Here is a 25,663-nt window from a genome sequence, read left to right as displayed (position 1 = left end):
CCGGCTGCCTTCACCTGTTTGAATGATGTGATGAACGAACATATGAGTCGCGGAGTTTAGCCCACGAAAACGCCGGGGCGCGCAAACGATCTCGTTCGGCTCGGCTTTCAGGGTTCCCCCGAAGCCGAAGGAGTAGAACAAAAAGATACATTCGAACGACCGTTCGCAAAATTCCAAGGAGACAGCGTTGACCGCCCTTCCGTTCACGACCATGTTCTCTCGCCTCGCCCTGGCTGCCTGCCTCGCAACCGCCAGCCTCGGCGCCTCGGCCGCGCAGGTCGACGTGGGCGGCGTCAAGCTCGAAGACCAGATGGACCTGCGCGGCACGCCCCTCGTGCTCAACGGCGCGGGCATTCGCTACAAGGCCATCTTCAAGGTCTACACGGCCGGCCTGTACGTGGGCAAGAAGGTGTCGACTCCCGAAGAAGCTCTGTCCGCGCCCGGCCCCAAGCGCGTGGCCATCACCATGCTGCGCGACATCGACGCGAACGAGCTCGGCAAGCTCTTCACCAAGGGCGTGGAAGACAACTCGCCCAAGAGCGAGATGGTCAACCTCATCCCGGGCCTGCTGCGCATGGGCCAGATGTTCGCCGACCAGAAGCAGCTGAAGACCGGCGACACCTTCACCATCGACTGGCTGCCCGGCACCGGCACGCTCATCACGGTGCGCGGCGTACCGCAGCCCGATCCGATCAAGGAGCAGGCCTTCTTCAATGCGCTGCTGCGCATCTGGCTCGGCCCCAACCCGGCCGACTGGAAGCTGAAGGACGCGCTGCTCGGCAAGCAGTAGCCGAAGCGGCTACCGCCCGGCGGCCGGCACAAGCTCGGCCAGCGAATCGACGAAGCCGTCGGCATCCACGCCACGCACCGGCTCGCCATGGTTGTAGCCGTAGCTCACGAGCACGACCGGGCAACCCGCCGCGCGCGCGGCGCGCGCATCGTTGCTCGAGTCGCCGATCATCAGCGTGCGCGCAGGCGTCGTGCCCATCGCCTCGCATGTCTTCAGCAGCGGCAGCGGATCGGGCTTCTTTCGCTCGAACGCATCGCCGCCGAACACCAGCTCGAAGAAGCCGTCCAGCCCCTTGTCGGCCAGCAGCGGCTTGGCGAACGAGGTCGGCTTGTTGGTGAGGCAGGCCAGCCGCAGGCCCTGCGCACGCAACGCCTTCAGCCCGTCGATCACGCCCGGGTACACCTCCGAATGCCGTCCGTTGACCGCGAGGTAGTGGTGTTGGTAGCGCTCCCACGCACGCTCGAACAGCGCGCGCGCTTTCGCATCTGCATCGGGCGACGCCATCACGTGCACGAGCGCGGAATGGATCAGGTGCTCGGAGCCCTTGCCCACCATCGTCTCGATGGCGGCGGGCGCCACGTGCGGCAGCGAGAGATCGTCGAGCATGCGGTTGAGCGAGGCGGCGAAGTCGCCCAGCGTGTCGACCATGGTGCCGTCGAGGTCGACGATGGCGGCATCGAAGCGGGTGTGGTACGGGCTAATAGAGTTCAAAACAGAATAATAGAGTTGCGAAATTTTCCACGCGATTCGCTCATCGGTGAACAATAGAGTTCAGAACTTGCCCACAGAAATGAGGGCCTATCCCACCTCTTCTTACCCGTTCGACTCGGCTGGCCGCGGAACCGGCAATGCCCGCCATAGGCCGGCAGCTACGCGCCGAAATGCTGGGTGGCTTCGCCAAGCCCGCCCCATTGGCTAGCCGCCTGCCCCCAAGGCCCCCTTAAGACCCATTGGCGCGATGGCATATCCCAGGCCGCGCGCGTGGCGCCTAAAGCGCAAAATACTGTATAAACATACAGTATCAACATGCACGCCCTTCCTGCCATAGATAGGTCCCCATCGACGGCACGCAGCGACGTGCAGGGCACAGATTCGTCGGTACGAGAGCGACGACCGCTTGCGCCATCGCGCAGTTGGTACAAAGCGCTGGAATGCGAAGCCCTCCGGGCACGCACGCCCGAGCACCCCTCCCATTCATCGAGGAGTCCTTGCGCACTCGATAAGGTGCGTAACAAGTTCGATACAGTCACTCCCATCGCCAGGCACAGGTGGAGGGGGACCTGCATGGGAACAAAGAAGCTCACCGTAGAGCTGCTTCTGAAGCGCCAAGACGTGATTCCGCACGTAAAGCATGTCGTAGATGCAGCTGAGAGCGATCGGCCGGCACTGGGGTGGTATGCGCGCAGTGTGTATGAAGAAGCCGCAAGCAGCGAGAAGCTGATCGTCGCGATTGCGCGCGAAGGTGATCAGGTCAGCTATGCCGGGCACCTATGGTTCGCCACCACGTTCCCCCGCGGACACGTCATTCAGATCCACGTATCTCCAAGTTATCGCCGGCAAGGGATCGCAAAGAAACAGTTGGATTTCCTCAAGAGTCACCTGACGGGACTGAACTACATCTCTATCGGCGCTCGTGTCGCCGAAGACCTGCGCCAATCGCAAGAGTTCTGGCAGGGCCAGGATTTCTATGCCTATGGAACAGCGCCAGGTGGAAAGGCCCGGGGCAGAACCATGATCTTGCGCAGCCACGAACTGCCGACGCCGCAACTCTTTGCGCCGAGCGGGCTGACGCACCAAGATCCCCTGGGCCTGGCGGTCGAACCTGCGACGGCAACAAAGCTCTATCTGTTGGACCTGAACGTTCTTTTCGATCTTGGACCGCGTCGAGCACGGCATGAGGACGTCGTTGACTTGTTCGCGCTCGAGCGTCTGGGTGTTTGCCGCTTGGCCCTGAGCACGGAGTTCGATGAAGAGTTGGAACGCTCGGCAAAAAGCGGCAAGACGGATCCAATGCTCAGCCTTGGTCAAATCTTCCCGAAGTTCACAGCACCTTCAGTAGAGGAAATGATTAAGTTCACCAAGGAGATCGGTCCGATTGTGTTCCCGGAGCGGTACGCTGCAGGAAAACTGACAAAGAACGACCATTCGGATTTGAGGCATCTCGCAACGGTCACTCGCCACAACCTTGCGGGGCTTGTCACAAGCGACGGGTCAATTCGTGAGGCTGCAGCGACGCTACGCGCCCGTTACGGCATTGATGTTCTCTCTCCTGAGGCCTTCAAGATTTTGGGAGATCCGGACAGCGGAATTGGTGCCATTACTGCAAGCACCCGGGCCACACTGAATCTAGAAGAGCTCGCACCGGGACGCGAGCAGGAGGTTCGAGCCCTTCTAGCCGAGTTGGGTGTCTCGGTGAGTGACCAATCGCGCCTTTGGGCTGCGGATGATGGACGCAGCAGAGCATGCCATCGCTTCGTCGTACTGGACGGAGCGCGCGTTGTCGGCTATCTCATGTGGCCCAGCGGCCTGAGAGGCAGAACGTGCGATGCTTTCATGGCCGTCGACGAAAGCGCAGCCTGCGCCCAGGACGCAGCGCGTCTGATGATCGTCCACCTGACAGGGCAAGCAAAAGAACGGATTCAGCGCGTACGCCTGAATCTTGCCTCTCAACAGGCTTCGGTGAAAGAAGTCGCATTGGAAGTCGGCTTCACCGGCACTGACAAGACCCGGGAGCTCAACAAGGTTTCGTTGAACAGCATTCTTGTCCCGGAGAACTGGACGCCGTTGAGCACGGAACTCTTGCAGGTGAGCGAGATTGGGCTCCCGCAAGTGATGCCCACCTTTCGAGATGCAGACCAATACATCGAGCTACAGCGCCCGGACGGCCAGCGTACGCCGTTGACGACCTTCGCGCTGGAGACCTTGCTCTCACCGATGCTGATTTGCATGCCCGGCAGACCCGGCGTGCTCGTGCCGATTCAGCGTGACTACTCCGAGCATCTTCTTGATCACCTCGATCAGATGCAGTTGCTCCCACGTGGCAAGGCATTGCTTTACCAGCAGCGCCACTACCTGAGCGCCCCAAGGACCCTCAAGGTGTTCGAGCGAGGCAGCCTGATGTTCTTTTATGAGTCGAACAAGGGCAGCGGGCTGAAAGCAGTTGTTGCCGTCGCAAGAGTAACGAATGCGTATTTGAGCTCCGAGGGGGCCATCGAGAGAGCAGATCTTGATCGGTCTGCCTTGGAACCCAGCGACCTGGCGGCGATCGGCAAGTCTGAAACCAAAACCGTGGTGGCCTTTGACAACCTGATGAAGCTGCCAAATCCGGTGCCGCTCGAGAGCCTCCGAAGATTCGGCTGCGGCCAAGCTGCCCAACTTCTAACGAGTCGCCGCCTGACTCCCGAACAAATTCGAAACATTCTCCTAGAAGGATTCAAACATGAGCGCTCCGCAGAACGTCCTGATCTCTCTTGAAGAGCGGCACGCAGAAAAAATTCTTGACGGAACAAAGACCGTCGAATTGCGTCGTCGACCTATGCACGTCGCAGTCGGTGCGACGGTCTGGTTCTACGTGAAGGTCCCCGTTGGCAGCGTGATCGGCTGCGCCAAGGTGGCGGGCGTCCACACACTCGCTCCGAGCACTCTCTGGACTCGCTTCGGGCCGGTCTCAGGTCTGCAGCGCCGTGAGTTCTTCGATTATTTCTCAGGATCGCCAACGGCATTTGCGCTGAGCCTGACTGAGCCCCGCCGACTTGCCACACCGATTCCACTGAGCGAACTGCGTGATGTTTCGAGCGGATTTCATCCACCTCAGTTCTTCGCGAACATCGCAAGCGACGGGCCGCTATTCCGGGCGATGAACCGCGGCCTTCGCCCGAAGCGCCCAGCTGCATCTCAACGCGCGAGTACTCAATTTCAGCAGGCCTTGGCTCTTGCTTAGCCTGCATTGGACGGATTTCAAGAAACCCAGCATCTGACGCTGGCTGCTCGCTGCTGACGCTCGATTTCGGTATAGCACTTCGCCCCACCCCATCCCGCAGCGCAGGGATTGGAGCTAGAGGAAAAATTACGCGCATGCGCCCCCAAGAAGCACTGTAGCGAAGAATTCCTCCAACTTCCCTACTTTTCCATCTCGAAACAGAGAGAGAGCCTCGGAGTACTCTTTCTTTCCATCCACACTCCAAGTGGCCGAAGAAAATCCTGCTCTTGACATCAAGACATAGAGCAGAAGCCTCGCAGTGTGGCCATTCCCATCCATGTACGGATGGATTCTTAGGAACAACTCGGCCAAGGGGGCCAGGACTTTAGCGAATTTTCTTGCTCTCGCGCCTGCAGACTGGGCGCTTCCTTTCGTTGAAAGCCAATATGCATATGCTTTCATCAATGCATCACACCTACTTTCAAAGGCTGCAATTTCGCTTTCAACTTCCGCGGGGGCAACTCCTACTCGAGGATCACTGCCGACGCCAACTATCAAGCTTTGAAGTTCTGGACAACTTGGATCACCACGATAGCGACCAATGATGCAGTCGCATTGGCTAGGAGCCAAGGCATGAAACATGTATGCATGCCCTGGTCGAGTATCAAATCCAAATGAATTGAGGAACGTTGGGCGCCGAGCAATAATCCTTTGCAGGCGTTCGCATCGATGAGTGACTTCCACCCTGTTTGGATGAGTGTCGTATCCCCAGTTGGCACAGTTGGTATGTGTACGCTGTCCGAGTCCTTGGACAGCCTGAGGCTTGGCGAAAGGGATCACTTTGTCTCAGTGAGAGGCGCCTGCTTTCCCCGTATCGCCTTCTTTTAACATTGATTCTTTTTCCGAGTAGTCAGCATCCTCGTCGTCTTCTATAAAAGAAGCCATGCGCGCATCGATTTCAGCGTGAAGCTCTTTAATTCTTCTTCGTACGAAATAATGATGTTTCGCCTGCTCGGCAACGAGTTCCAAATCGGCTGCGGCGGTATCCGCCTTCTTGATCACTTCGATCAGCTGCTCCAGAAATTCAGCTGCGCGCGAATCTGGATTGATTTTTCGTAAAGAGGATATAGTTCGCTTCGCCTCGACGATAAGCTTTTCATTTGCTTGCCTCAAAGACTTGAGCCCGTCAAACAGAACTTGGTCGGGCAATTCCTTTGTTGCCGCGAACTCTTGTGCCAAGGCTACTTTTGCCCCCTCGAGGAAAATCGCAATCTTTGCAACCCGGTCCGTTAAGGTCTGTAACCGGCGATACGCTTCAGCGGCAAGGAATGTCGCTACAAACTGGAACGGCTTGGCAAGCCAACTAGGAGAGTGAGCGATTACCTTGCGAAGGAAAGCAATATCGCCGAAAGAGGTCTTTTCGACACTTCGCGCGCTGTCAATCTCGCGAGTTGTCAAGCCTGCGAAGTCATAGATACCCATCGGGACTGAGTGCATCGCGCTCCTCCTAGATATGTCACGCGACCCCCTCTCTATGGGAGGCCTCCTCTGAACGCGATTTTGCATCATGTCTGCAACACCCCATGCTGGTTTACCCGAAGATGGGCATACAGAAGTCCAGAGTGTGCTACGGGAACGGAAATTGAGCGCATGCCGTTTGTCGGACCCCTTTGTAGGCGGAGGACTATTCGTGCATTGACACGGGAAACTCGTTGCTGACGCCCCTCGCAAGAAAGAGATACGACTTCTGCTTGCAGGCCGTGATCAGAAGCTGGGGGAGCGCAGCGCCCTGTCGTGCGGCGCCGCGTTGGCCACCTAAAGTTGTTCTATCTGGGACGAACTTCGACATGAACGAAGCCGGTGCCGTCTGGGGCATCGGCCACCTCGAGGTAGGCCTGCTTCCTGACAAGTTCGCTGAGCTTCTTGAAGCCCCCATGGCTGATCGATGGCAATGATCTGCGCAGACAATCCTCGCGAACGAATCCATCCCAGTGTCTCATCCCTAGACAGAGCGCGAGCGATCGAGTTTCGCCAGCTGAATTTGCGATCACCGACCGGAGGTCACTCAGTTGGTAGTAGACCCGCGAGGGAGTAGAGAGCAACTCTCCCTGAACTCGGACTTTGAACCCTTGCAGTGCTGGTGCAAGCTCTGCGAGCCGAACAACGCGATCGCCGCACGGCTGAAGCTGACCAAGCAGACGGTGGGCAAGTGGCGGGCACGGTTCATCGAGCGACGCATCGCAGGCCTGCACGACGACGTGCGCCCGGATAAGCCGCGCACGATCGACGACGAACGCGTGGAGCACCTGATCAAAACCACGCTGCTCACCAAGCCGGCCAACGGCTCGACGCACCGAGCGTGCGCACGGTGGCCGCCGAGACAGGCATCTCCAGGACCAGTTTGCAGCGCTGCGTCCAACTCTTTGGCCTGCAGCCGCACCGTACCGACAGCTTCAAGCTGTCCAACGACTCGTTCGTCATCGAGAAGCTGCGCGATGTGATCGGCCTGTATCTGATCCCACCGGACAACGCGCTGGTCATCTGCGTGGACGAGAAAAGTCAGTGCCGGGCGCTGGAGCGCACACAACCAATGCTGCCCATGGGGTTCGGCTATGTCGAGGGCGTCACCCACGACTACAAGCGCCATGGCACAACCACGCTGTTCGCGGCGCTGAACGTGCTCAACGGTGCGGTGCTTGCGGCGTGCAAGCCGCGCCATCGGCATCAGGAGTTCCCGTCGTTCCTGCGTGAGATTGACAAGGCCGTGCCGCCCGGGCTGGACATCCACTGCATCGTCGACAACTACGCCACCCACAGCCATGCGCAGATCAAGGCGTGGTTGGCGACTCGCCCGCGCTGGCACATTCACTTCATTCCGACCTACAGCTCCTGGCTCAATCAGGTCGAACGCTTCTTCGCCCTCATCACCGACAAGACCATCCGCCGCGGCTCATTCTCCAGCGTCAAGCAGCTCGTACAACGTATTGATCGCTTCGTTGCCGCCTACAACACCGAATGCCAGCCTTTCAAGTGGGCCGCCACCGCCGACTCGATCCTTAAGAAGCTGCATCGACTTTGCTCACGTATCAGCGGGACAGGGCACTAGAGCCGGCCATCTTTAGCGCTCTTCTCTTATCGCAGCGGCGAGCCTTCAGCGCGGCTGCATCCGCAGCGCTCCATCCAGCCTGAGCGTCACACCGTTTAGCATGACGCTGCGCACCATGTTGAGTGCTTGCTCGGCATACTCTTCGGACCGGCCGAGCCGCTGAGGAAACGGGGTGACTGACGCCAGATTCTTGCGCACCGATTCAGGCATCCCGGCCATCATCGGCGTCTCGAACAGGCCTGGTGCGATGGTACAGACGCGGATGCCCGCCGATGCAAATTCGCGCGCCGCCTGGAGCGTGAGTGAGACGACGCCGCCCTTCGAAGCCGCATACGCCGATTGCCCGACCTGTCCTTCGAAAGCCGCGACCGACGCTGTGTTCACGATCACGCCCCGCTCGCCATCTTCCATCGGCTCGAGCGCCATCATCTGCGCAGCGGCAAGCCGGATCATGTTGAAGGTGCCGACGAGATTGATGTCCACCGCGCGCTTGAACTCCTCCAGCGCCATCGGGCCGTTGCGCCCGACGATCTTCGCGCCCGGCGCAATGCCGGCACAGTTCACGAGGATGCGAGCAGGACCGTGCGCGGCCGCAGCGGCCGCGACGGCACGCTCCGCGGAAGGTCCATCCGACACGTCACATTCGACGGCAATGCCGTCGATCTCCATCGCGAGCCGCGAAGCCCGCTCCTTGCTCAAGTCGAGCAAGGCGACTCTTGCACCCGCCTTGGCGAGCGCCTTCGCTGTGGCTGCACCCAGCCCCGATGCCGCGCCCGTCACCAGCGCGCTATGGCCTTCAATTCGCATTCTGATCTCCTATTGATTTGAAATATTCATGGGCGCACCGACTCGAATGGTGCCCCGTGCAGCCACGCACTCTTCACCTACCTCGTCACGCATCGATCCCCGAAGCGTCACCCGCTGTGAACCGCGATCGCCGTGCGTGACCGCAATGACTTCCCATTCCATCCAGACCGTCGCATCGGCGTAGACCGGCCGGTGCAGATCGACGGAAAACGAGATGCCCACGACCGAATGCATCCGGGAAAAATGCGAAGCCGTCAGCCCCAGCAACAGCGCCGTTGTGTGCGTTCCGCTGGCGATCAATCGACCGTATCGGGAGGCCTCGGCAAATGCGATATCGTGATGCAACGGATTGGTGTCGCCCGCCGCACTCGCGAACGTGCGAACCTGGGCCTCATCGAAGGTATGGACGCCGGTGAACCGGTGACCCACTTCGACTCGGTCGAATTTCTCGCTCATCCACGCACGGAGAAATCGGCAAGGCGAGTGATGGCGGACTGGCTGCCGGCCAACTCGCGAAGTCTGAACTTTTGGATCTTCCCGGTCGCCGTCTTTGGCAACGCGGTGAACACCACCTTGCGTGGGCACTTGAAATGCGCCAGCCGTTCACGGCAGAAGGCGATGACCTCGGATTCCTGAAGACCGAGAGACTCCGGCTTGAGCTCGATGAAAGCGCATGGCACCTCCCCCCACTTCTCGTCGGGCTGCGCCACAACGGCCGCGTAGAGGATCGAAGGATGCCGGTGCAGAATGTCCTCGACTTCGACGGACGAGATGTTCTCACCGCCGGAGATGATCACGTCCTTCGATCGGTCGGTGATCTGCACGTAGCCATCGGCATGAACCACCGCGATGTCGCCGGTGCGGAACCAGCCGCCTTCGAAGGCTTTCTGCGTCGAAGCCGTATTCTTCAGATAGCCCTTCATGACGGTGTTCCCGCGGATCACCAGTTCTCCTGCAGTGGTTCCGTCGAATGGCACCGGGCGCATCGTCTCGGGGTCGACGACCTGCAAACCCTCCAGCGCCGCGGCACGAACGCCCTGGCGGGCCTGGAGCCGCCCCCGTTCGGCCGCGCTCAGCCCATCCCATGCCGGTTGCCACGCACAACTGACCGGCGTTCCGCTCACCTCGGTGATGCCGTAGACATGATCGACGTCGAAGCCCATCACCGCTGCCGCCTCCAGCACAGCGGCGGGCGGAGGCGACCCGGCGGTGAGAACACGCACGCGGCCGGGGAGAGGCCGACGTTCTTCATCGCGCGCATTCACCAGCAAGCCCATGACGGTGGGCGCCGCGCAGAAGTGATCCGCCTTGTGGTCGGCGAGTGCCTTGTAAATGCCGGCCGCCGTGACCTTGCGCATGCACACGTGCGTACCCGCGGCGGCGGTGATGGCCCATGTGAAGCACCAACCGTTCGCATGAAACATCGGCAGTGTCCACAGGTAGACGGGCGCTTTGGGAACGGCCCAGTCGGTCAGCTGCAACAGGCTCATGAGATAGGTGCCGCGATGACTCGGCACCACGCCTTTCGGGTCGCCCGTGGTGCCCGATGTGTAGTTCAACGCGATGGGTTCGCACTCATCGGTAGGCCAAACGCCATCGAAGTCGGGGTCTCCTTCGGACAGGAGCGTCTCGTAGTCCAAATCACCCACGGCCTCGCCGTCCGGAGCTTCATGGTCATTGATGTCTACGAGAAATGGCGGGTTGTCCAGAAGCGCAACTGCCTGCTTCGCCAATGCACCGAACTCCCTGTCCACCAACAGCAGCCTGGACTCGCTGTGCCGCAAGATGAACGCGAGTCCCTCTACATCCAACCTCGAGTTGATCGCATTCAGCACCGCACCGGAGAGTGGAACGCCGAAATGAGCCTCCAGCATAGCCGGCGTATTCGGCGCCATGATGGAAACGGTGTCTGCGCGGCGGATGCCGCGCTTGCTCAAGGCAGATGCCAAGCGATAGCAACGCTCGCGGGTCTGCGCCCATGACCGGCGAAGCTCGCCATGAACAATTGCTGTGCGATCCGGGTAGACATCGGCAGCCCGATCGAGAAAGCGCAGCGGGCTGAGCGGAACGAAATTGGCCGCGGTGCGGTCCAGGCCTTTGTCATAGATGCTTGTGCTCATGAGCGGACCTCCTTGCGCGTATCGTCGTGAAAGGTAGTGAAGCGTTCCACCGGCTCGCGCTCCGTCACCAAGGTGTTCTCGACACGAGACATGTCTGCGTGACCGAGGCTCATGCCGCACACCAGCATCTGGCTGTCCGGTATGCCGAGTTCGGCGGCAATCACGCGATGGAACTTCGTGAAAGCGACCTGCGGACAGGTGTCCAGCCCGCGCGCTCGCGCACTGACCATGACGCTTTGCAGGAACATGCCGTAGTCGATGAGGCTTCCTTGCTCCATCACCCGGTCCACGGTGAAAAAGAGGCCCACCGGCGCATCGAAGAACCTGTAGTTCCGCCCGTGCTGGGCGTGCATGCGCGCCTTGTCGCCCTTCTCGATCTCCAGCAGGCCATACAGGTCCCACCCCACCTTGCGGCGCCGGTCGACGAACGGCGATGTCCACGTTACCGGGTAGTACTCGTAGGGCTCCTTCAGCGCGACGCTTCTTTCCGGATCATTGTCGATCTCTGCAATAGCCGCGCTGATCCGGTCCTTGACCGCGCCGCGCACCACATGCACATGCCAGGGCTGCGTGTTCATCCCGGAAGCGGCATAGCGTGCCACGTCCAGGATGTCGGCGACCTGCTCGTTCGATACATCGCGAGGCAGAAAAGCGCGCACGCTGCGGCGCGACACGATCGCCCAGTCGACGGCAAGCCGCAGATCCTGGTCGTCGAGCGAGGGCGGATGGGATAGTCGATGCATTTGTCTCCTTGCACTTGTTCGCGAACTGCAGGAGATCCTAGGTTTGGCTGCTGTCCGTGAATGTCTTGCACAGGACATACAGGGCAGCTTCCGCCCCTGAAATTCGGGGGCACCGCACCCCTGCATGGGTAGGGTTGGTCTTGTTGCGATCCCCATCGCAGCGACAGAAAATAAAAGCAATACCGCTATATCTGTCGCAACCCATGTCCGGCACGAGTCGATTGCAGGAGTTTCTTTCGTCTTCCACCTGGAGCACCGGACTGACTGACGAGCAGTTGGCCCGCGTCAGCCGAGACGCGTTCGCACGCGAGTACCAGGCCGGCGCCACGATATGCGCTCTCGGCCAGCCCGCCGTGCATTGGATGGGCGTTGTCGAGGGCATGCTGAAGGTGGACAAGGTCGCCGAGGACGGCCGAAGCACCACGTTTTCGGGAGTTCCGTCCGGCTCATGGTTCGGTGAAGGCGCTGTCATCAAGGGCGAACCCAGGCCCTATGCGGTGGTTGCCATCCGCGACAGCTGCGTTGCATTCCTGCCGCGCGCCACGTTCCAGTGGCTCATCGACGACAGCTCATTCTTCAGCCGCTGGGTCATCGATCAACTCAATGCACGCCTCGCGTATTACGTCTCCCTGGTCGAGACCTTCAGGTTTCAGGAGGCCACGGCGCGTGTGGCTTTCTGTGTGTCGGAGCTGTTCAATCCGCAGCTCTTCCCCTCCACAAACAAGCAGCTCGCGATCTCTCAGGAAGAGATCGCGCGCCTCAGTGGTCTTGCGCGGCAGAACACCAACAAGGCCCTTCACGAACTGGAGGAGGCCGGGCTGCTGCGCGCCCGCTACGGAACCATCGAGATCCTTGACCTGCCCGGCCTGCAGCACTTCGCGCGCACGAGCTGATTCGCTCTCAAAGCGCTACAGCCCGGCCCTCCCCGGGCGGCCAGGAAACGCTAGCTTGACGCGCACACAAAGCTGGCGGCCGCATCGGGGTCGCCGCCGATGTACTTCGGATATTGGGGATACCTGCACAGAGGCCGGCTTTTGGACGTGGTGCCCGGAAGCACGAACAGCGTCGATGCGGTGATCGGCGCACTCGATGGCGCGACGCCTTGCTCGAGCCACTCGAACATGGGACCGGCCAAGTCCACCTTGTCGGCTCCATTTCCAAGTGCACAGTGACCCACCCCGGGCGCGGTGTAGTACTCGACGAACTCGTCGGCAGCAGCCTGCCCGCCGCTCCTCTGCACGACGCTTTGATAGTAGGCCGTGGCATTGTTCGCGGTGATAAGCCAGTCCGACAGGCCTGTCCACAGAATCAACTTGCCACCGCGCGCCTTGAATCTGCTGAGGTCAGGGTCGGTCGCGTCCATCATAGAGACAAGCTCGTCGATCCGCGCGGTGTACTGCGCAGGGTCGAGCTGAAGAGGGTCAATGGTGCCATCCCGGGCAACCATGTACTTGATGTAGCCCTCCATCAAGCCCTTCGATGTCGCACCGCCCCACTCCGACCCCGTGAATGAAGATCCCTCTTCGCCGCCCGGCGGAAAGGCCGGCCAGACATAGCGGCCGTTGGCCACGTTGGTCGACGAGTAGATGGTTTGCGCCGACTCGACCTGCGCCGGCGTGAGGCAGGAGTCAGTCTCTGCGCCAGTGCAAGCAAGCTCGGCAGGATCGAAGCTGCACGCATCGGGTCGACCGATGATTCTGTCGTTCAAACCATCGAGGCCATCGCACTTCGCGTACACGGCATTGGCGATGGCATTGATCTTGGGCGCAGTCAGCGCGGCACCCGGCTTCGCGAGTTGCTTGAAGACCTTTTGGTAGGAGAGGAACTGCGGGTTGAAGGCATTGGCAGGAGCCCGTGCAATGATCCCGTCGAACAACTCGGGATTGCGCTGGGCCTGCAGCAACGCCTGCCGTCCTCCGCCAGAGCAGCCTTCGAACACGATCTTGGTGTTCTGAGTGGCATTGCCATAGCGAGCCTTCAGAATCGCCTTCGCCGGCGCGAGCACTCTTGGAACCGACTGATTCGCATAGTCGCTGAACATCTGATCGTCGAGTGCCCACGAGGCATCCATTCCATTGGTGCTGTTGTGACCGTGGTTGGTCGCAATCGTCGCGTAGCGGCGAACGGCCAGATCAGGGCTCACCGAGGGATAGACGGCGGGCGAAGCAATGACGCCGTCGAAGCCCCCCCCCGCCCATGAACACCGTGCGATGGTTCCAATCGGTGGGCATGCGCACCTCGAAGTCCAGGTCCTTCGCCATCTCACCAAGCACTACGCAATACTCGGGCACATTGCCGGTCGTCGGCACGAAAGTGGCTTTCGTCACAGTCGCATCCCCGAAGGTTTGGCCGACGAACGCGTGGCACTGACTCTCAGCACTGACTTGCGGAGTCTCCGGCACCACTGGCCCGGCCGGCGGTGCGGGCGATACGGGTGCCGGGGGGGTCGTTGGTAACGTCAGAGCAGGACTGCCGCCGCCACCGCCTCCACATCCGGACGCTGCTGTCAACAAGACAAACGTCGACATGGCAGCGCGTACGCGCCAGGTCGATCGCCCTGCAAGCGAACGCTTGAACGGGCCACGCGCCCTGACCATTGGGGCCGTGAGTAACGGGTTCTTCATGAAGTTGTCTCCTACTGGTTTGTGCGGCTGAATGTCAGTGCGCATAGAGACAGTAGGACGCTGGAAAAGCCTGAAATGTCTGCTGTTGGACATTTCAGGGTTTGTCCGCATCGTCGCGATCGAGACCGCTCATTGCTCTCGCAGATCATCGATCACCTTGCCGTCATTCGGCAGGCTGTTCGGCACGACGATCTCGACCTCGCAGCGCAGCTTGGTCACCTCCCGCATGCTGGCCACCAGCGACTCGTGCAGGCCGGACGCAGCGTTAACCACTTCCACCTTCAGCGTCATGGCATCGGGCTCCCAGGCGCTTGCGCTGCTTCCGCCGATCACGAGACGGGTGCGTCCAACTTCAGGATGCCGGCGAGCAACTTCTGCCACCTGCTGGGGGCTCACGAACATGCCACGCACCTTTGCCGTCTGATTGGCCCGCCCCAGCCAGCCCCGGATGCGAACGTTGGTCCGACCCGAGGGACAGGGCCCCGGCAACACCGCCGACAGGTCACCGGTGCCGAATCGGATCAACGGGCAGTCCGGGTTGAGCGATGTCACCACCACCTCGCCAATCTCTCCCTCCGCAACCGGATCCCCGGTTCCGGGTCGCACGATCTCCACGATCACCCCTTCGTCAAGGACCATGCCCTCACGCGGTGCCGTCTCGTAGGCAATCAGGCCTAGCTCGGCCGTCACGTAGCACTGGTAGGCATCGATGCCGCGCTCCTGGAGCCAGCTTCGGGCAACCGACGGAAAGGCCTCGCCCGAAACCAACGCCTTGGTGAAAGACAGGCGCGCGATGCCTTGAGCCGCTGCGCGCTCCAGCAGCACCTTCAGGAAGCTGGGCGTTCCCACATAGCAGGTCGGCCGCAGATCCACGATGGCCCGAAGCTGAAGATCCGTATTGCCGGTTCCGCCAGGAAAGACCGCGCAACCCAGGGCCAGCGCACCCGCCTCCATCATGGCGCCGGCAGGGGTCAAGTGATAGCTGAAGCTGTTGTGCACGAGCTCGCCGGGCTTGAAGCCTGCCGCGAACATCGCTCGCGCTGTGCGCTCGAAATCACCGCCGTGGCCTTCGGGCTCATACAAGGGCCCGGGTGACTGAAAGACCCGACGCACGCTGGATGGTCCGTGCACGCCGCTCCATCCAACCGCCGAGAACCCCGCAAAGGGATCGTGCGCAGTTCTCGCCGCCTGGCGTTCCATGAAGTCTTCGTGCTTTCGTACGACTGGAAGCGTGGCAAGCACTGAGCGGCTCGTCACGCAAGACGCGTTCACGTCGCGAAGAATGTGCCCCAACGCGGGAGCCGTCGTCATCGCATGAGCGATCTGCCGGGGAAGGGCCGCCATGAGCGCACGCTCGCGCTCCGAGACAGCCCGCACGTCGAGCGCGTCGAAGTACAGGCCACTGGCCCGCTTGGCCCTCGAGCCCTTTGCCACGGCCACCGGGGCCAACTTTGCTTCAGTCACGACAACCATCTCTTTCTTCGCTTGTAGCTCTTCACATCCCGGAAGCTCTTGCGATCGCCCCCACCGACGCCGAGGTAAAACTCCTTGACGTCCTCGTTCTCCCGAAGGCTGGCGGCAGGGCCGTCCATCACGATCCGGCCACTCTCGAGGATGTAGCCATAGTCTGCGTACTGCAGCGCCATGTTCGTGTTCTGCTCAGCGAGCAGGAAGGTCACATGCTCCTTGTCGTTGAGGTCTTTCACGATGGCGAAGACCTCCTCGACGATCTGCGGCGCGAGCCCCATCGACGGCTCGTCGAGCAGCACCATGTTCGGGTCGGCCATCAGCGCGCGTCCGATGGCGCACATCTGCTGCTCGCCGCCGGAGGTGTAGGCGGCCTGGCTGGCGCGCCGCGTCTTGAGCCGCGGAAAGTAGGCGTAGACCTTCTCCAGGGTCTGCAGCACCGCGGCCTTGCCGTCGGTGCGGGTGTACGCGCCGGTCATCAGGTTCTCTTCGATGCTCAGGTGCGCGAAGCAGTGCCGCCCTTCCATCACTTGCACCAGTCCGCGACGGACCAGATCGGCGGGCGTCAGCGCCTCGATGCGCTCGTTGCGAAGCGTGATGCTGCCCTTCGTCACGGCGCCTCGCTCGCCGGCAAGCAGGTTCGAGACCGCGCGCAGCGTAGTAGTCTTACCGGCACCGTTGCCTCCGAGCAGCGCCACGATGCCGCCCTGCGGGACGGTCAGCGACACCCCCTTGAGCACGAGGATCACGTGGTTGTAGATCACCTCGATCCCGTTGACGACCAGCAGCGGCTCGGCCTGCGGGCCGGCCACGGCGCTTTTTTCCTTGAAAGCCACGACGCTCATTGCCGTCCTCTTTCTTCAGCTCTGGCAGTCTTCAGGCGAACGGCGCGCGATCTTCTTTTCGGCGGCGTACTTGTCCGCGGCAGCCTTGATCATGGGCTTGAGGATCGCCATGTCCGCCTCGATCGGATCGGATACGAACTGCCACTTGGCGCCGTCCCACGTCTGGACGCGCGCCGTGGCAACGCCCATGTGGTCGTTGCAGGAGGTGCTGATCGGATTCTTCAGCTTGCCGAAGCCCAGCGCATCCAGTCGCTTCTGATCCAGGTTCAGGTTCTCCAGCCCCCAGCGGACCTGCTCGCCGGTCATGGATTTGCCCTTGCCGAACCGCTCCTGTGCGCGACGAACGGCTTCGACGGTGATCATCGAAATGATCATGCCGTTGTTGTAGAGGATGGAGCCGACCTCCTCCTTCGGCCCGGTACCCTGGCCCTTGCCATGCACGTGCTTGAGGATCTCCTCGGTGGCCTTGGTGCCCCCCAGAAGGTTCTGCATGTTGATCGCGCTGTAGCCCTTGGCGCCGGCGCCCACGTCCTTGACGTCGGGCTCCGTGCCGGACCAGTACACGCCGATCATCTTTTCACGCGGATAACCCGTCGCTTGTGCCTCCTTGAGGGCCGTGGAGTTCATCACCCCCCAGCCCCAAAGAACGACGTAGTCCGGCCGCGCCTGGCGGATCTGCAGCCATGTCGCTTTCTGCTCCACGCCCGGCGCGGTCACCGGGAGCAATTGCAGATCGAAGCCATGCATGCGCGCGCGCTCCTGCAGAACGGGGATCGGCTCTTTGCCGTAGGGCGAGTCGTGGTACGCGAAGGTCACCTTCTTGCCCTTCAGCTTGTCGAGCCCGCCTGCCTTGCGGCCGAGGGACTGAATCAGGATGTCGGCCGCCGTCCAGTACGAACCAGCGATCGGAAAGCTCCACTTCAGGACACCGCCATCGGCCGCTTCGGAGCGACCGTATCCCGGCGTGATGAGCGGGACCTTGTCCAGCGGTGCCTTGTCGGTCAACGCAAAGGTGATGCCCGTCGCCTGGGGATCGAATGCGGTCGCGCCCGTGGGGCCCTTGCCCTTGAGGCGCTCGTAGCACTCCACCCCGCGGTCGGTTGCGTACCCGGTTTCGCATTCCTCATAGGTGAACTTGACCCCATTCACGCCGCCGTCGCGCTCGTTGACGAGCTTCAGGTAGTCCTGCTTGCCGTTGGCCCACGGCGTGCCGCTCGGTGCATACGGACCCGTCCGATACACGAGCAACGGAACGAACTGCTCCTTGACCAGCGCCGACGACGGCGCCGTCTGTGCAAGGCTGCCCTGAGCGAAGACCAGGCTCGCCGAAACGGCGATCGAAAGAGAGATGAATTGTTTCGTGAACATGGCTGTTGACTGTCTCTTGGTTTGTGTTGGAAGGAGGGGGCTCAATGCGGAAAGGGCCAGAGCCGCAATTTCTCTTTGGCGGTGCCCCACATGCGGGCGAGGCCGTGCGGTTCGACGATCAGGAAGAAGACGATCAGCGCGCCGAAAATCATCGCCTCAAGGTGCGATGCGAGCGTGGTCGAGATCGGCACACCCAGCAGGGCCGGCATCTGGTTGAGCAGAAGCGGGAGCAGCACGATGAATGCCGCGCCGAAGAAGCTGCCCACGATGGAACCGAGGCCGCCGATGATCACCATGAACAGCAGCTGGAACGAACGCTCGATGCTGAACGCACTGGGTTCCCAACTGCCCAGATGGACAAAGCCCCAGAGCGCACCGGCGACACCCACGATGAAGCTGCTCACCGCAAAGGCGGTCAGCTTTGCGTACACGGGCCGGATGCCGATGACGGCAGCTGCGACGTCCATGTCCCGCATCGCCATCCACTCCCGGCCGATGGCGCCGCGCACCAGGTTCTTGGCCATCAATGCGAACAGCGCCAGGGCACTCAGGCACAGGATGTACTTCTGTGCCGGCGTGCTGATGGGCATGCCGAAGATCTGGAGGTTCGACACGCTGACAGAGCCTGATGCCGAGTAGTTGGTGAACCATTGAACCCGCAGGAAAGACCAGTCGACGAAGAACTGCGCGGCGAGCGTTGCCACCGCCAGGTACAGCCCCTTGATCCGCAGGCTTGGAATGCCGAACAGCACGCCGACCGCGGTCGAACACAGACCGCCCACCAGCAGCGAGAGGATCAGGGGCATTCCCTCCACCCGCGCCTGCATGTTGTAGGCCGCGTAGGCGCCCACCGCCATGAACGCGCCGGTCCCGAGCGAGATCTGGCCGCAGTACCCCACGAGGATGTTCAGCCCCAGCGCAGCAAGGGACATGATGAGGAACGGAATGAGAATGGCGCGAAGCCAGTACTCGGAGGCCAGCCAGGGCATGGCCAGGAACGCGACGGCCAGAACACATGCGATGAACACGCGATCCTGGGAGATCGGCAGGATCTGCTGGTCCGCCCGGTACGTCGATTTGAATTGACCGTTTTCGTTGTAGATCATGGGGTGTGCCTCAGACGCGATCGATGATTTTTTCGCCGAACAATCCCTGCGGACGAAGCAGCAGGAATGCAAGCGCGAGCACATACGCAAACCAGATCTCGATGCCGCCACCCAGCAGAGGGCCGAGGTAGATCTCGGACACCTTTTCTCCCACACCGATCAGCAGACCGCCCACGATGGCGCCGGGAATGGACGTCAGCCCGCCCAGGATCACCACCGGCAGCGCCTTGAGTGCCACGAGCGACAGCGAGAACTGCACGCCCAGCTTCGATCCCCAGATGATTCCCGCGACCAGCGCGGCGAACCCCGCAACGGACCACACGATCACCCAGATGCGGTTCAACGGAATGCCGATCGACTGCGCCGCCTGGTGATCGTCCGCCACCGCGCGCAAGGCCCGCCCGGTGGCCGTCTTCTGGAAGAAGACCGCGAGCAGGATGACCAACAAAGTGGAAATGGCAGCAGCCACTAGGTCTTCCTGGCTCAGGAGCAACCCGCCTTGAAAGGTGCTCTCAAGAACCATCAGCGGCTCCTTCGGCATGCCTACATCGATCTTGTAGATGTCGTTGCCGAACAGCGTCTGCCCGAGACCGTCAAGAAAGTAGGCAACGCCCAACGTGGCCATAAGCAAGGTGACGCCATCCTGGTTCACCAGGTGCCGCAGGGCCAGCCGCTCGATCGCCCAGGCGACCGCCACCATCACTGCCATCGCTGCCAGGAAGGCCAGCAGGTTCGCGAGGAGCTGGCTCTCGAAGCCAAGCCACTGTGGAATCCAGGTTGAGAAGCGTGCCATCGCCAGCGCCGCAAAAAGCACCATCGCTCCCTGGGCGAAGTTGAAGACGCCTGAGGCCTTGTAGATCAGCACGAAGCCGATGGCGATCAATGAATACAGCATGCCTGCCATCAAGCCGCCGAAAACCGTTTCGAGAAAAAATCCCATCTCTGTGCCTGCTCAGTGTTGTGCGCCAAGGTAGGCACGGATGACTTCTTCGTTGGCCATCACCTCGCGCGGTGTGCCGTCGCCGATCTTTTTTCCGTAGTCCAGCACCACGACCCGATCGCTGATGTCCATCACGACGCTCATGTCGTGCTCGATGAGCACCACGGTCACGCCGAGCTCCTGGTTCACCTCGAGGATGAAGCGGCACATGTCCTGCTTTTCCTCGACGTTCATGCCGGCCATGGGCTCGTCGAGTAGCAGCACCTCCGGCTCCATCGCAAGGGCTCGCCCGAGGTCGACGCGCTTTTGCAGGCCATAGGGCAGCTTGCCGACGGGCATCTTTCTGAAGGGCTGGATCTCCAGGAAGTCGATGATTTCCTCGACGCGCTCCCGGTGCGCCAGCTCTTCCCTTTCCGCGGGGCCCCAGCGCAGCGCCTGCAGAAGCGGATTGACCTTCATCTTGAGATTCCGCCCCGTCATCAGGTTGTCGAGCACGCTCATGCCCTTGAACAATGCGAGGTTCTGGAAGGTTCGCGCGATGCCCATCTCCGCGACCTGGCGCGAGTTCATGTGCCTGAAGGTCTTGCCCTGGAAGGTGATCGATCCCTCCTGCGGCTGGTAGACGCCGTTGATGCAGTTGAGCATCGAGCTCTTGCCGGCACCGTTGGGCCCGATGATCGATCTCACCTCGTGCGCGCGAACATCGAAGCTGATGTCGGTGAGCGCCTTGACGCCACCGAATCGCAACGTGATGTTGCGGACATCCAGGATTGCGCCCTTCGACTGAGCGCCCTTGACGTCGATTGGCGCGAGCTGCGGCGCTCGTGGCACCGCCTCATCATTTCTCGAATCGTGCGAACGTCGGCTGGCAGTGGCCACCGACGCGCGCTGTACAGCTGTCAGCACGCGGTCTCCTTGTTTGTTCTGGTGGGGTTCGCGATGCGGGCTCAAGCGGCACGCTGGAGGATCGCGAAAGTCTTGGCATCGTGGATGGGCAGCGTCGCCGCGGCGAATCCCTTGCGCCCGTCCTCGAAGCTGATTTCGGTCTCGACGTATTGCGCCGAGGCGCCGCCGAAGAGGGCTTCGACCAGGACCCGATACCGGTCGGCGATGAAACCCCGCCGCACCTTGCGCGTGCGCGTCAGCTCGCCGTCGTCCGGGTCCAGCTCCTTGTGAAGAATGAGAAAGCGGCTGATCTGGTTTCCAGCCACGAGGTGGTCCACCGAGAGTTCGGCGTTCGCGGCCTCGACGCAGCCCTGGATGAGTTCGGCCACTTCCGGCTTCTGGGCCAGGTCGGGGTAGCCGGAGTAGGAAAGGCTTCGCCGCTCGGCCCAGTTGCCGACGGACTCGAAGTCGATGTTGATGAAGGCGCACACCCGGTCCCTTGCGTGGCCGAAGGCCACCACCTCCTTGATGTAAGGCGAGAACTTCAGCTTGTTCTCGACGTACTTGGGTGCGAAGGTCGCGCCGTCGTGGCTGCCGCCCGCCAGGCGGCCGACGTCCTTGAGACGATCCACGATGCGCACATGCCCGTCGTCGTCGATCAGGGCCGCATCGCCGGTGTGGTACCAACCGTCGGCGTCCAGGACCTCTGCGGTCGCTTGCGAGTTCTGGTGGTACTCCTTGAGCGTGCCGGGCGATTTCACGAGCAACTCCCCACTCGCGGCAACCTTGACCTCGACGCCGGGCGCCGGAATGCCGACGGTGTCGGGCTTGACCTTGCCATCGGGCTGCAAGCAGACGAATACGGCCGTCTCCGTCGTGCCGTACAACTGCTTGAGATTGATGCCGATAGAGCGAAAGAAGGCAAACAGGTCAGGACCGATGGCCTCGCCGGCCGTGTACGCAACGCGTATCCGGCTCATGCCCAACTGAGCGCACAAGGGGCGATAGAAAAGCACATTGCCTACCGCGTACTGCAGGCGCTCGACCAGCGTCACCGGCTCGCCCGCCATGACGTTCTGGCCGACCCTGCGCGCCACGGCCATGAAATAGTCGTACGCCTTTCGCTTCAGAAGGCTTGCATCGTTCATCCTGACCGTGACGGCCGTGAGCATCTCTTCGAACACCCGCGGAGGTGCGAAGTAGTAGGTCGGACCGATCTCCTTGAGATCGATGCCGACGGTTTCCGGCGACTCCGGGAAATTCACCGTGTAGCCGCTCGCCAGCCACATGGTGTACGAGAAGATGTTCTGGCCGAGCCATGCGGGCGGCAGAAAGGCCAACACCTCTTCGCGTTCGGAGATCCGATCAAAGGCCTTGCCCGATTGCGCGCTGAGGATCAGTGACCGATGCGTATGCACGACGCCCTTGGGCAGGTTGGTCGTGCCGGATGTGAAGAACATCGCTGCCACATCGTCGGGTCGAACCAGCGCAGCCTGCTCGTCGTAGAAGGCCGCATGCTCCGCACCGAACTGCCGCCCCGCTTCCACCAGGGCATCGAGTGAACCAAGCCACGACTGGGGGTACTTGCGCAGGCCACGTCCGTCGTCGAACCATACCCGGCTCAAGTCCGGACAACCCTCTTTCACCTCGAGCAACTTGTCGACCTGCTCCTGCTCTTCCACGATCGCGAATGCAACTTTCGCGCTGGCCAGCGGATAGGCGTACTCGGCCGCCGGCGCGTCCTGATAGAGCGGCACAGGGATGGCCCCGAGCGCCTGCAGCGCCGTCAACGAGGCCTGGAGGCGGGGGCGGTTGCCACCGATCAGCGCGACGTGGTCGCCGCGGCATACGCCGGCCTGTGCCAGCCCGCAGGCCAGGTCGTGAACCAACCGCGACACGTCCAGCCAGGAGTGCGCCTGCCAGATTCCGAACTTCTTCTCGCGCATCGCAACGCGCGCACCGCTCACGCGCACTTGCGAAGCGAGCAGGGCCGGAAATGTTGTCTCGGGTTTCACGCACCAGTCTCCAAATGTCAGGCCAGGGCCCGGAGTGTTCTGCACAGCGCAGCAAGGTTTGGAGTGTTCATTCCCTGCGAGAGATGCAATGTCTTGGTCATGACAATCGAGGGTTATCCCCGGACGACTACGGACAAACCCCGAAATGTCCGGCACCAGACATTTGCCGCCTGCTCCCCTGCCTACCGTGCTACTGCGGTCCAAAGGCCGCGCCAAATCAAACGCAGGAGACAACCCATGAAATTTTCATCCCCGGCCTTGAACGCCATCCGAAGCCGCGAGCCTGCATGCCGGCCCCGCTGGCTCGCGCTCGCGACCGGTACGCTGGTCGGACTGGCCGCGGCGCTAGCGGGCTGCGGCGGCGGAAGCGGCGGCAGCGGTTTCGCGGGCGGCATCGGCGCAGTCGGCACCGTCGGCGGCAATGGCGGAGGCAGCAACGGCAGCGGCGATCCTGCACCGGTCGTGCCCGACACCCAGCAAGCCAGCGCCGAGAGCCGATGCAAGGCGTTCCTCGGCCGGACCTTCGACGGCGCGACGATCACCAAGGCGACCTTCATGCCGGCCACCGATGCCGTGCCCGAGCACTGCATCGTGCGCGGCGAAATGCCGAAGGACCTGGACTTCGACGTACGGATGCCCACGGAGTGGAATCACCGCACCGTCTTCAGGGGCGGCGGCGGCTTCGATGGCTATCTGAATGTTGGCTACATCAGCGATCCTGCCGTCAGCCCGGTTGGAAGCCCAGACCTGCCCAAGCGCGGCTACGCGACCATCGCCACCAACCACGGGCACGACATGATTGCGAAACCGGGAGGATCCTTCGCGCTCGACGAGGACATGCTCGCCGACTACGCGTATGCATCCGTTCCACGGGTCCTCGTGCCGGCGAAATCGATCCTGCGCGCGCACTACGGCGACTCGTTCGCCAACACCAAGATGGTCTACGAGGGCTGCTCTGGCGGCGGTCGCCAGGCGCTGATGCAGGCGCAACGCCATCCGGATCTCTTCGACGGCATCATCGCCCGCGCGCCGGCGAATGCCTTCACGTCGCAGTTCCTCTGGTACCAGAAGATCGGGAAGCAACTGGCGAAGCCAGGCGCGGCCCTGAGCGCCGCCAAGATCAAGACGATCGGCGATGCCGTGTATGCCAAGTGCGACGGGCTCGACGGACTGAACGACAGGATCATCGGAAAGCCCGAAGCCTGTCAGTTCGATCCCGTCGAACTCGCATGCAACGGTGCAGAAACCGATGCCTGCCTGACACCTGCGCAGGTCGAGTCCGCGCAGGCGTTCTATGCCCCCACCAGCATCGCCAACGGCCGCTACGTCTGGCCCGGCTTTCTGCCCGGTGGCGAGACCGCGGCCACATGGGGCGCATCGACCTCCAACCTGGGAGGCGACTTCATCAAGTACATGGTCGCCCAGGATGCTTCCGTGGACCCGCTCCTGCTGGATCCCGCGCAATACACGGCGCGCCTCGATCAGCTCAGTGCGATGCTCGATGCCATCGACCCTGATCTGAGCCGGTTCAAGGCAAAAGGCGGAAAACTAGTGCTGTGGACCGGCCAGACCGATTGGCTGATTACGGCGAACAACGCCACCGAGTACTACCAGAGCGTCGTCAAGAAGAGCGGCGGCCAATCCGCGGCGGACGAATTCGTCGAGTACTACACCGCCCCCGGCGTGGAGCACTGCAACGGCGGCAACGGGGCGGACAAGGTGGATCTGGCGGGCCCCATGTTCGAGTGGATCGAGAAAGGAACCAAGCCCTCGTCTTCGACGATCGTTGCCACGCAGCGCACCGTTGCGGCAGGAGCGACGCCTGCCAGCAGGCCACTTTGCAGGTATCCGCAGTACCCCCGGTACGTTGGGGGCGATCCCAACGCCGCGGCGAGTTTTGCCTGTACGTCGCCGTAGCACCAGCGCGTTCCATGCCCACCGGCCTTGCCTTCAGGACGATGGCCGGAACCCGGAAAGGGCAGACATCCTTGCCTTGAGGGCCTCGATGAATGCGGTCACACGCGCGGGCCTGTAGATGCCCGGAGGCAGCGCGACGTGAATGGCGATCGGTTCGAGCCACCAATTCGCCAGCACCCGCTGCACCCGGCCGGTCTTGAGGTCGTCCTGGCACATCCAGGGGGCCGCCGCGCCGATGCCGGCTCCGTTGAGGATCGCGCGGTAGCTCGACAACAGGCTGTCGGTCTGGATCGGCGTGTCGAGCGTCACCATACGGGAGCGGCCCGATCGATCCAGCATGCGCACGTTGCCGGTCACGTAGGGCACGAGCCCAACGCAGGGCAACTGCGGAAGACGCGCGATGGTGACGGGCCCCAGTTTCCTGAGCAATTCGGGCGTGGCGATCAGCACGCGCTCCATCATGCCGAGCTTGCGGCTCACCAGGCCAGGATCGCGCACCTCGCCCACGCAGACCCAGCATTCCGCGCCCCATGCGGTCAGGTCGAGCACCCGATCGGTCAGCGTGAGTTCGACGCGCAGCGCCGGATGCGCCGCGCGCAAGTCGGTCACGGCATCGGTCAGGAAGCCCGTTCCGTACCCCGAAGGCCCGATCACGCGCAGCGTGCCTTCAGGTCGGCTCTGCCCGCCCTTCAGGCGTTGCGACAGGCCCGACCAACGGTCGCCGAGGTCGCGGGCCTCGACGAGCAGCGAGCGCCCTTCGTCGGTGAGCGAAAAGCTCGCGGTCGTGCGCAGCGCCAGCTTGCAGCCGAGCAGCCGCTCCAGTTCGAGCAGCCGACGGCTGACGGTGGGCTGCGTCGTGCCCAGCAGCCGCGCCGCCTTGCTGAGCGATCCGCTCTCGCCGATCTTCTGGAAAGTGTCGAGCAGGTCGAGTCGGTCATGTACGTGCTTCATGCGGCGAACGTATAACACTTCATCACTCCATGCGTCTACCGCAAAGTGACCGCGATTCGT

Annotated in this window: 21 protein-coding genes and 1 pseudogene; 6 read left to right on the top strand and 16 right to left on the bottom strand. The window is 62.0% G+C overall.

The annotated features are described in order from the left end of the window. Positions 1 to 211: 211 nt before the first annotated feature. On the top strand, positions 212 to 790 hold the full coding sequence (locus BMY35_RS34065; protein WP_093209027.1) for a chalcone isomerase family protein: 579 nt from the start codon (positions 212 to 214) through the stop codon (positions 788 to 790). A gap of 9 nt (positions 791 to 799) precedes the next feature. On the opposite strand, the gene BMY35_RS34060 is transcribed toward BMY35_RS34065, so the two are convergent. After that, positions 800 to 1,501: a phosphoglycolate phosphatase gene (locus tag BMY35_RS34060; RefSeq protein ID WP_093208986.1), complete on the bottom strand. Its 702-nt coding sequence runs from the start codon at positions 1,499 to 1,501 to the stop codon at positions 800 to 802. A 573-nt stretch (positions 1,502 to 2,074) separates the two neighbouring features. Here BMY35_RS34060 and BMY35_RS34055 point away from each other — a divergent pair. Together BMY35_RS34055 and BMY35_RS34050 are read left to right on the top strand one after the other, a co-directional pair. Beyond that, positions 2,075 to 4,264, top strand: a complete 2,190-nt coding sequence (locus BMY35_RS34055; RefSeq protein WP_093208984.1) for a GNAT family N-acetyltransferase — start codon at positions 2,075 to 2,077, stop codon at positions 4,262 to 4,264. Continuing rightward, positions 4,230 to 4,730 (top strand): ASCH domain-containing protein, encoded by a 501-nt coding sequence (locus tag BMY35_RS34050; protein ID WP_093208981.1) that lies wholly within the window; start codon positions 4,230 to 4,232, stop codon positions 4,728 to 4,730. Before BMY35_RS34055 ends, BMY35_RS34050 begins: the two co-directional genes overlap by 35 nt. Before the next feature lie 126 nt (positions 4,731 to 4,856). Here BMY35_RS34050 and BMY35_RS39155 read toward each other — a convergent pair whose 3' ends face one another. Both BMY35_RS39155 and BMY35_RS34040 read right to left on the bottom strand, forming a co-directional pair. Continuing rightward, positions 4,857 to 5,171: a Fic family protein gene (locus BMY35_RS39155; protein ID WP_371287234.1), complete on the bottom strand. Its 315-nt coding sequence runs from the start codon at positions 5,169 to 5,171 to the stop codon at positions 4,857 to 4,859. A gap of 384 nt (positions 5,172 to 5,555) precedes the next feature. Further along, positions 5,556 to 6,206, bottom strand: coding sequence for a hypothetical protein (locus tag BMY35_RS34040; protein ID WP_093208976.1), 651 nt, complete (start codon positions 6,204 to 6,206; stop codon positions 5,556 to 5,558). 656 nt (positions 6,207 to 6,862) lie between these two features. On the opposite strand from BMY35_RS34040, the pseudogene BMY35_RS34030 reads away from it, so the two are divergent. Then, a pseudogene (locus BMY35_RS34030) lies at positions 6,863 to 7,815 on the top strand (IS630 family transposase); the annotation flags it as partial. A gap of 45 nt (positions 7,816 to 7,860) precedes the next feature. Here BMY35_RS34030 and BMY35_RS34025 read toward each other — a convergent pair. From BMY35_RS34025 to BMY35_RS34010, 4 genes are read right to left on the bottom strand one after another with little or no spacing between them, the layout of a single operon-like run. Further along, positions 7,861 to 8,622 (bottom strand): SDR family NAD(P)-dependent oxidoreductase, encoded by a 762-nt coding sequence (locus BMY35_RS34025; RefSeq protein ID WP_007836521.1) that lies wholly within the window; start codon positions 8,620 to 8,622, stop codon positions 7,861 to 7,863. Between the two features lie 9 nt (positions 8,623 to 8,631). Next, complete coding sequence (locus BMY35_RS34020) at positions 8,632 to 9,078, bottom strand: MaoC family dehydratase (RefSeq protein ID WP_007836520.1); 447 nt, start codon at positions 9,076 to 9,078, stop codon at positions 8,632 to 8,634. Beyond that, positions 9,075 to 10,742 (bottom strand): acyl-CoA synthetase, encoded by a 1,668-nt coding sequence (locus BMY35_RS34015; RefSeq protein WP_007836519.1) that lies wholly within the window; start codon positions 10,740 to 10,742, stop codon positions 9,075 to 9,077. Before BMY35_RS34015 ends, BMY35_RS34020 begins: the two co-directional genes overlap by 4 nt. Beyond that, positions 10,739 to 11,485: a nitroreductase gene (locus tag BMY35_RS34010; protein WP_007836517.1), complete on the bottom strand. Its 747-nt coding sequence runs from the start codon at positions 11,483 to 11,485 to the stop codon at positions 10,739 to 10,741. Before BMY35_RS34010 ends, BMY35_RS34015 begins: the two co-directional genes overlap by 4 nt. Before the next feature lie 203 nt (positions 11,486 to 11,688). Here BMY35_RS34010 and BMY35_RS34005 point away from each other — a divergent pair, with 203 nt between their 5' ends. Continuing rightward, positions 11,689 to 12,378, top strand: coding sequence for a Crp/Fnr family transcriptional regulator (locus BMY35_RS34005; protein WP_007836516.1), 690 nt, complete (start codon positions 11,689 to 11,691; stop codon positions 12,376 to 12,378). Positions 12,379 to 12,428: 50 nt separating this feature from the next. Here the strand turns inward: BMY35_RS34005 and BMY35_RS34000 are convergent, their stop codons facing one another. The 8 genes from BMY35_RS34000 to BMY35_RS33965 form a co-directional block, all read right to left on the bottom strand. After that, entirely contained in the window at positions 12,429 to 13,628 is a 1,200-nt protein-coding gene (locus BMY35_RS34000; RefSeq protein ID WP_256230401.1) for a tannase/feruloyl esterase family alpha/beta hydrolase, read from the bottom strand. 610 nt (positions 13,629 to 14,238) lie between these two features. After that, positions 14,239 to 15,582 carry a phenylacetate--CoA ligase family protein gene (locus tag BMY35_RS33995; protein WP_007836514.1) on the bottom strand — a complete coding sequence of 448 codons (1,344 nt, stop codon included), beginning with the start codon at positions 15,580 to 15,582 and terminating at the stop codon, positions 14,239 to 14,241. Beyond that, positions 15,570 to 16,421 carry an ABC transporter ATP-binding protein gene (locus BMY35_RS33990; protein WP_093208970.1) on the bottom strand — a complete coding sequence of 284 codons (852 nt, stop codon included), beginning with the start codon at positions 16,419 to 16,421 and terminating at the stop codon, positions 15,570 to 15,572. Before BMY35_RS33990 ends, BMY35_RS33995 begins: the two co-directional genes overlap by 13 nt. Positions 16,422 to 16,436: 15 nt before the next feature. After that, positions 16,437 to 17,789, bottom strand: a complete 1,353-nt coding sequence (locus BMY35_RS33985; RefSeq protein ID WP_256230399.1) for an ABC transporter substrate-binding protein — start codon at positions 17,787 to 17,789, stop codon at positions 16,437 to 16,439. A 41-nt stretch (positions 17,790 to 17,830) separates the two neighbouring features. Beyond that, entirely contained in the window at positions 17,831 to 18,895 is a 1,065-nt protein-coding gene (locus BMY35_RS33980; protein WP_093208967.1) for a branched-chain amino acid ABC transporter permease, read from the bottom strand. A 10-nt stretch (positions 18,896 to 18,905) separates the two neighbouring features. Further along, positions 18,906 to 19,835: a branched-chain amino acid ABC transporter permease gene (locus BMY35_RS33975; protein WP_007836506.1), complete on the bottom strand. Its 930-nt coding sequence runs from the start codon at positions 19,833 to 19,835 to the stop codon at positions 18,906 to 18,908. Between the two features lie 12 nt (positions 19,836 to 19,847). Further along, positions 19,848 to 20,666: an ABC transporter ATP-binding protein gene (locus tag BMY35_RS33970; RefSeq protein WP_256230396.1), complete on the bottom strand. Its 819-nt coding sequence runs from the start codon at positions 20,664 to 20,666 to the stop codon at positions 19,848 to 19,850. Positions 20,667 to 20,782: 116 nt separating this feature from the next. After that, the gene (locus tag BMY35_RS33965) at positions 20,783 to 22,735 is read right to left on the bottom strand and encodes an AMP-dependent synthetase/ligase (RefSeq protein WP_371287233.1); all 1,953 of its coding nucleotides are present in this window, start codon (positions 22,733 to 22,735) and stop codon (positions 20,783 to 20,785) included. 237 nt (positions 22,736 to 22,972) lie between these two features. Between BMY35_RS33965 and BMY35_RS33960 the strand changes: the two genes are divergently transcribed. Then, positions 22,973 to 24,652, top strand: coding sequence for a tannase/feruloyl esterase family alpha/beta hydrolase (locus BMY35_RS33960; protein ID WP_093208965.1), 1,680 nt, complete (start codon positions 22,973 to 22,975; stop codon positions 24,650 to 24,652). A gap of 33 nt (positions 24,653 to 24,685) precedes the next feature. Here BMY35_RS33960 and BMY35_RS33955 read toward each other — a convergent pair whose 3' ends face one another. Then, positions 24,686 to 25,603 (bottom strand): LysR family transcriptional regulator, encoded by a 918-nt coding sequence (locus BMY35_RS33955; protein WP_007836502.1) that lies wholly within the window; start codon positions 25,601 to 25,603, stop codon positions 24,686 to 24,688. Positions 25,604 to 25,663 lie beyond the last annotated feature (60 nt).

Origin of the sequence: Variovorax sp. YR750 (assembly GCF_900109805.1) — a bacterium.
Classification (GTDB): Bacteria; Pseudomonadota; Gammaproteobacteria; order Burkholderiales; family Burkholderiaceae_C; genus Variovorax; species Variovorax gossypii.
This window is presented reverse-complemented; position numbering and strand designations above follow the sequence as displayed.

Excerpts from the sequence above, each read along its gene's own strand:
- BMY35_RS33990 (WP_093208970.1), bottom strand. The coding sequence starts at position 16,421 with ATGAGCGTCGTGGCTTTCAAGGAAAAAAGCGCCGTGGCCGGCCCGCAG.
- BMY35_RS33995 (WP_007836514.1), bottom strand. The coding sequence starts at position 15,582 with ATGGTTGTCGTGACTGAAGCAAAGTTGGCCCCGGTGGCCGTGGCAAAG.
- BMY35_RS34040 (WP_093208976.1), bottom strand. The coding sequence starts at position 6,206 with ATGCACTCAGTCCCGATGGGTATCTATGACTTCGCAGGCTTGACAACT.
- BMY35_RS34055 (WP_093208984.1), top strand. The coding sequence starts at position 2,075 with ATGGGAACAAAGAAGCTCACCGTAGAGCTGCTTCTGAAGCGCCAAGAC.
- BMY35_RS34020 (WP_007836520.1), bottom strand. The coding sequence starts at position 9,078 with ATGAGCGAGAAATTCGACCGAGTCGAAGTGGGTCACCGGTTCACCGGC.
- BMY35_RS34005 (WP_007836516.1), top strand. The coding sequence starts at position 11,689 with ATGTCCGGCACGAGTCGATTGCAGGAGTTTCTTTCGTCTTCCACCTGG.
- BMY35_RS33985 (WP_256230399.1), bottom strand. The coding sequence starts at position 17,789 with ATGTTCACGAAACAATTCATCTCTCTTTCGATCGCCGTTTCGGCGAGC.
- BMY35_RS34050 (WP_093208981.1), top strand. The coding sequence starts at position 4,230 with ATGAGCGCTCCGCAGAACGTCCTGATCTCTCTTGAAGAGCGGCACGCA.
- BMY35_RS33955 (WP_007836502.1), bottom strand. The coding sequence starts at position 25,603 with ATGAAGCACGTACATGACCGACTCGACCTGCTCGACACTTTCCAGAAG.
- BMY35_RS39155 (WP_371287234.1), bottom strand. The coding sequence starts at position 5,171 with ATGAAAGCATATGCATATTGGCTTTCAACGAAAGGAAGCGCCCAGTCT.
- BMY35_RS34015 (WP_007836519.1), bottom strand. The coding sequence starts at position 10,742 with ATGAGCACAAGCATCTATGACAAAGGCCTGGACCGCACCGCGGCCAAT.
- BMY35_RS33975 (WP_007836506.1), bottom strand. The coding sequence starts at position 19,835 with ATGGGATTTTTTCTCGAAACGGTTTTCGGCGGCTTGATGGCAGGCATG.
- BMY35_RS33960 (WP_093208965.1), top strand. The coding sequence starts at position 22,973 with ATGAAATTTTCATCCCCGGCCTTGAACGCCATCCGAAGCCGCGAGCCT.
- BMY35_RS34010 (WP_007836517.1), bottom strand. The coding sequence starts at position 11,485 with ATGCATCGACTATCCCATCCGCCCTCGCTCGACGACCAGGATCTGCGG.
- BMY35_RS34025 (WP_007836521.1), bottom strand. The coding sequence starts at position 8,622 with ATGCGAATTGAAGGCCATAGCGCGCTGGTGACGGGCGCGGCATCGGGG.
- BMY35_RS33980 (WP_093208967.1), bottom strand. The coding sequence starts at position 18,895 with ATGATCTACAACGAAAACGGTCAATTCAAATCGACGTACCGGGCGGAC.
- BMY35_RS34065 (WP_093209027.1), top strand. The coding sequence starts at position 212 with ATGTTCTCTCGCCTCGCCCTGGCTGCCTGCCTCGCAACCGCCAGCCTC.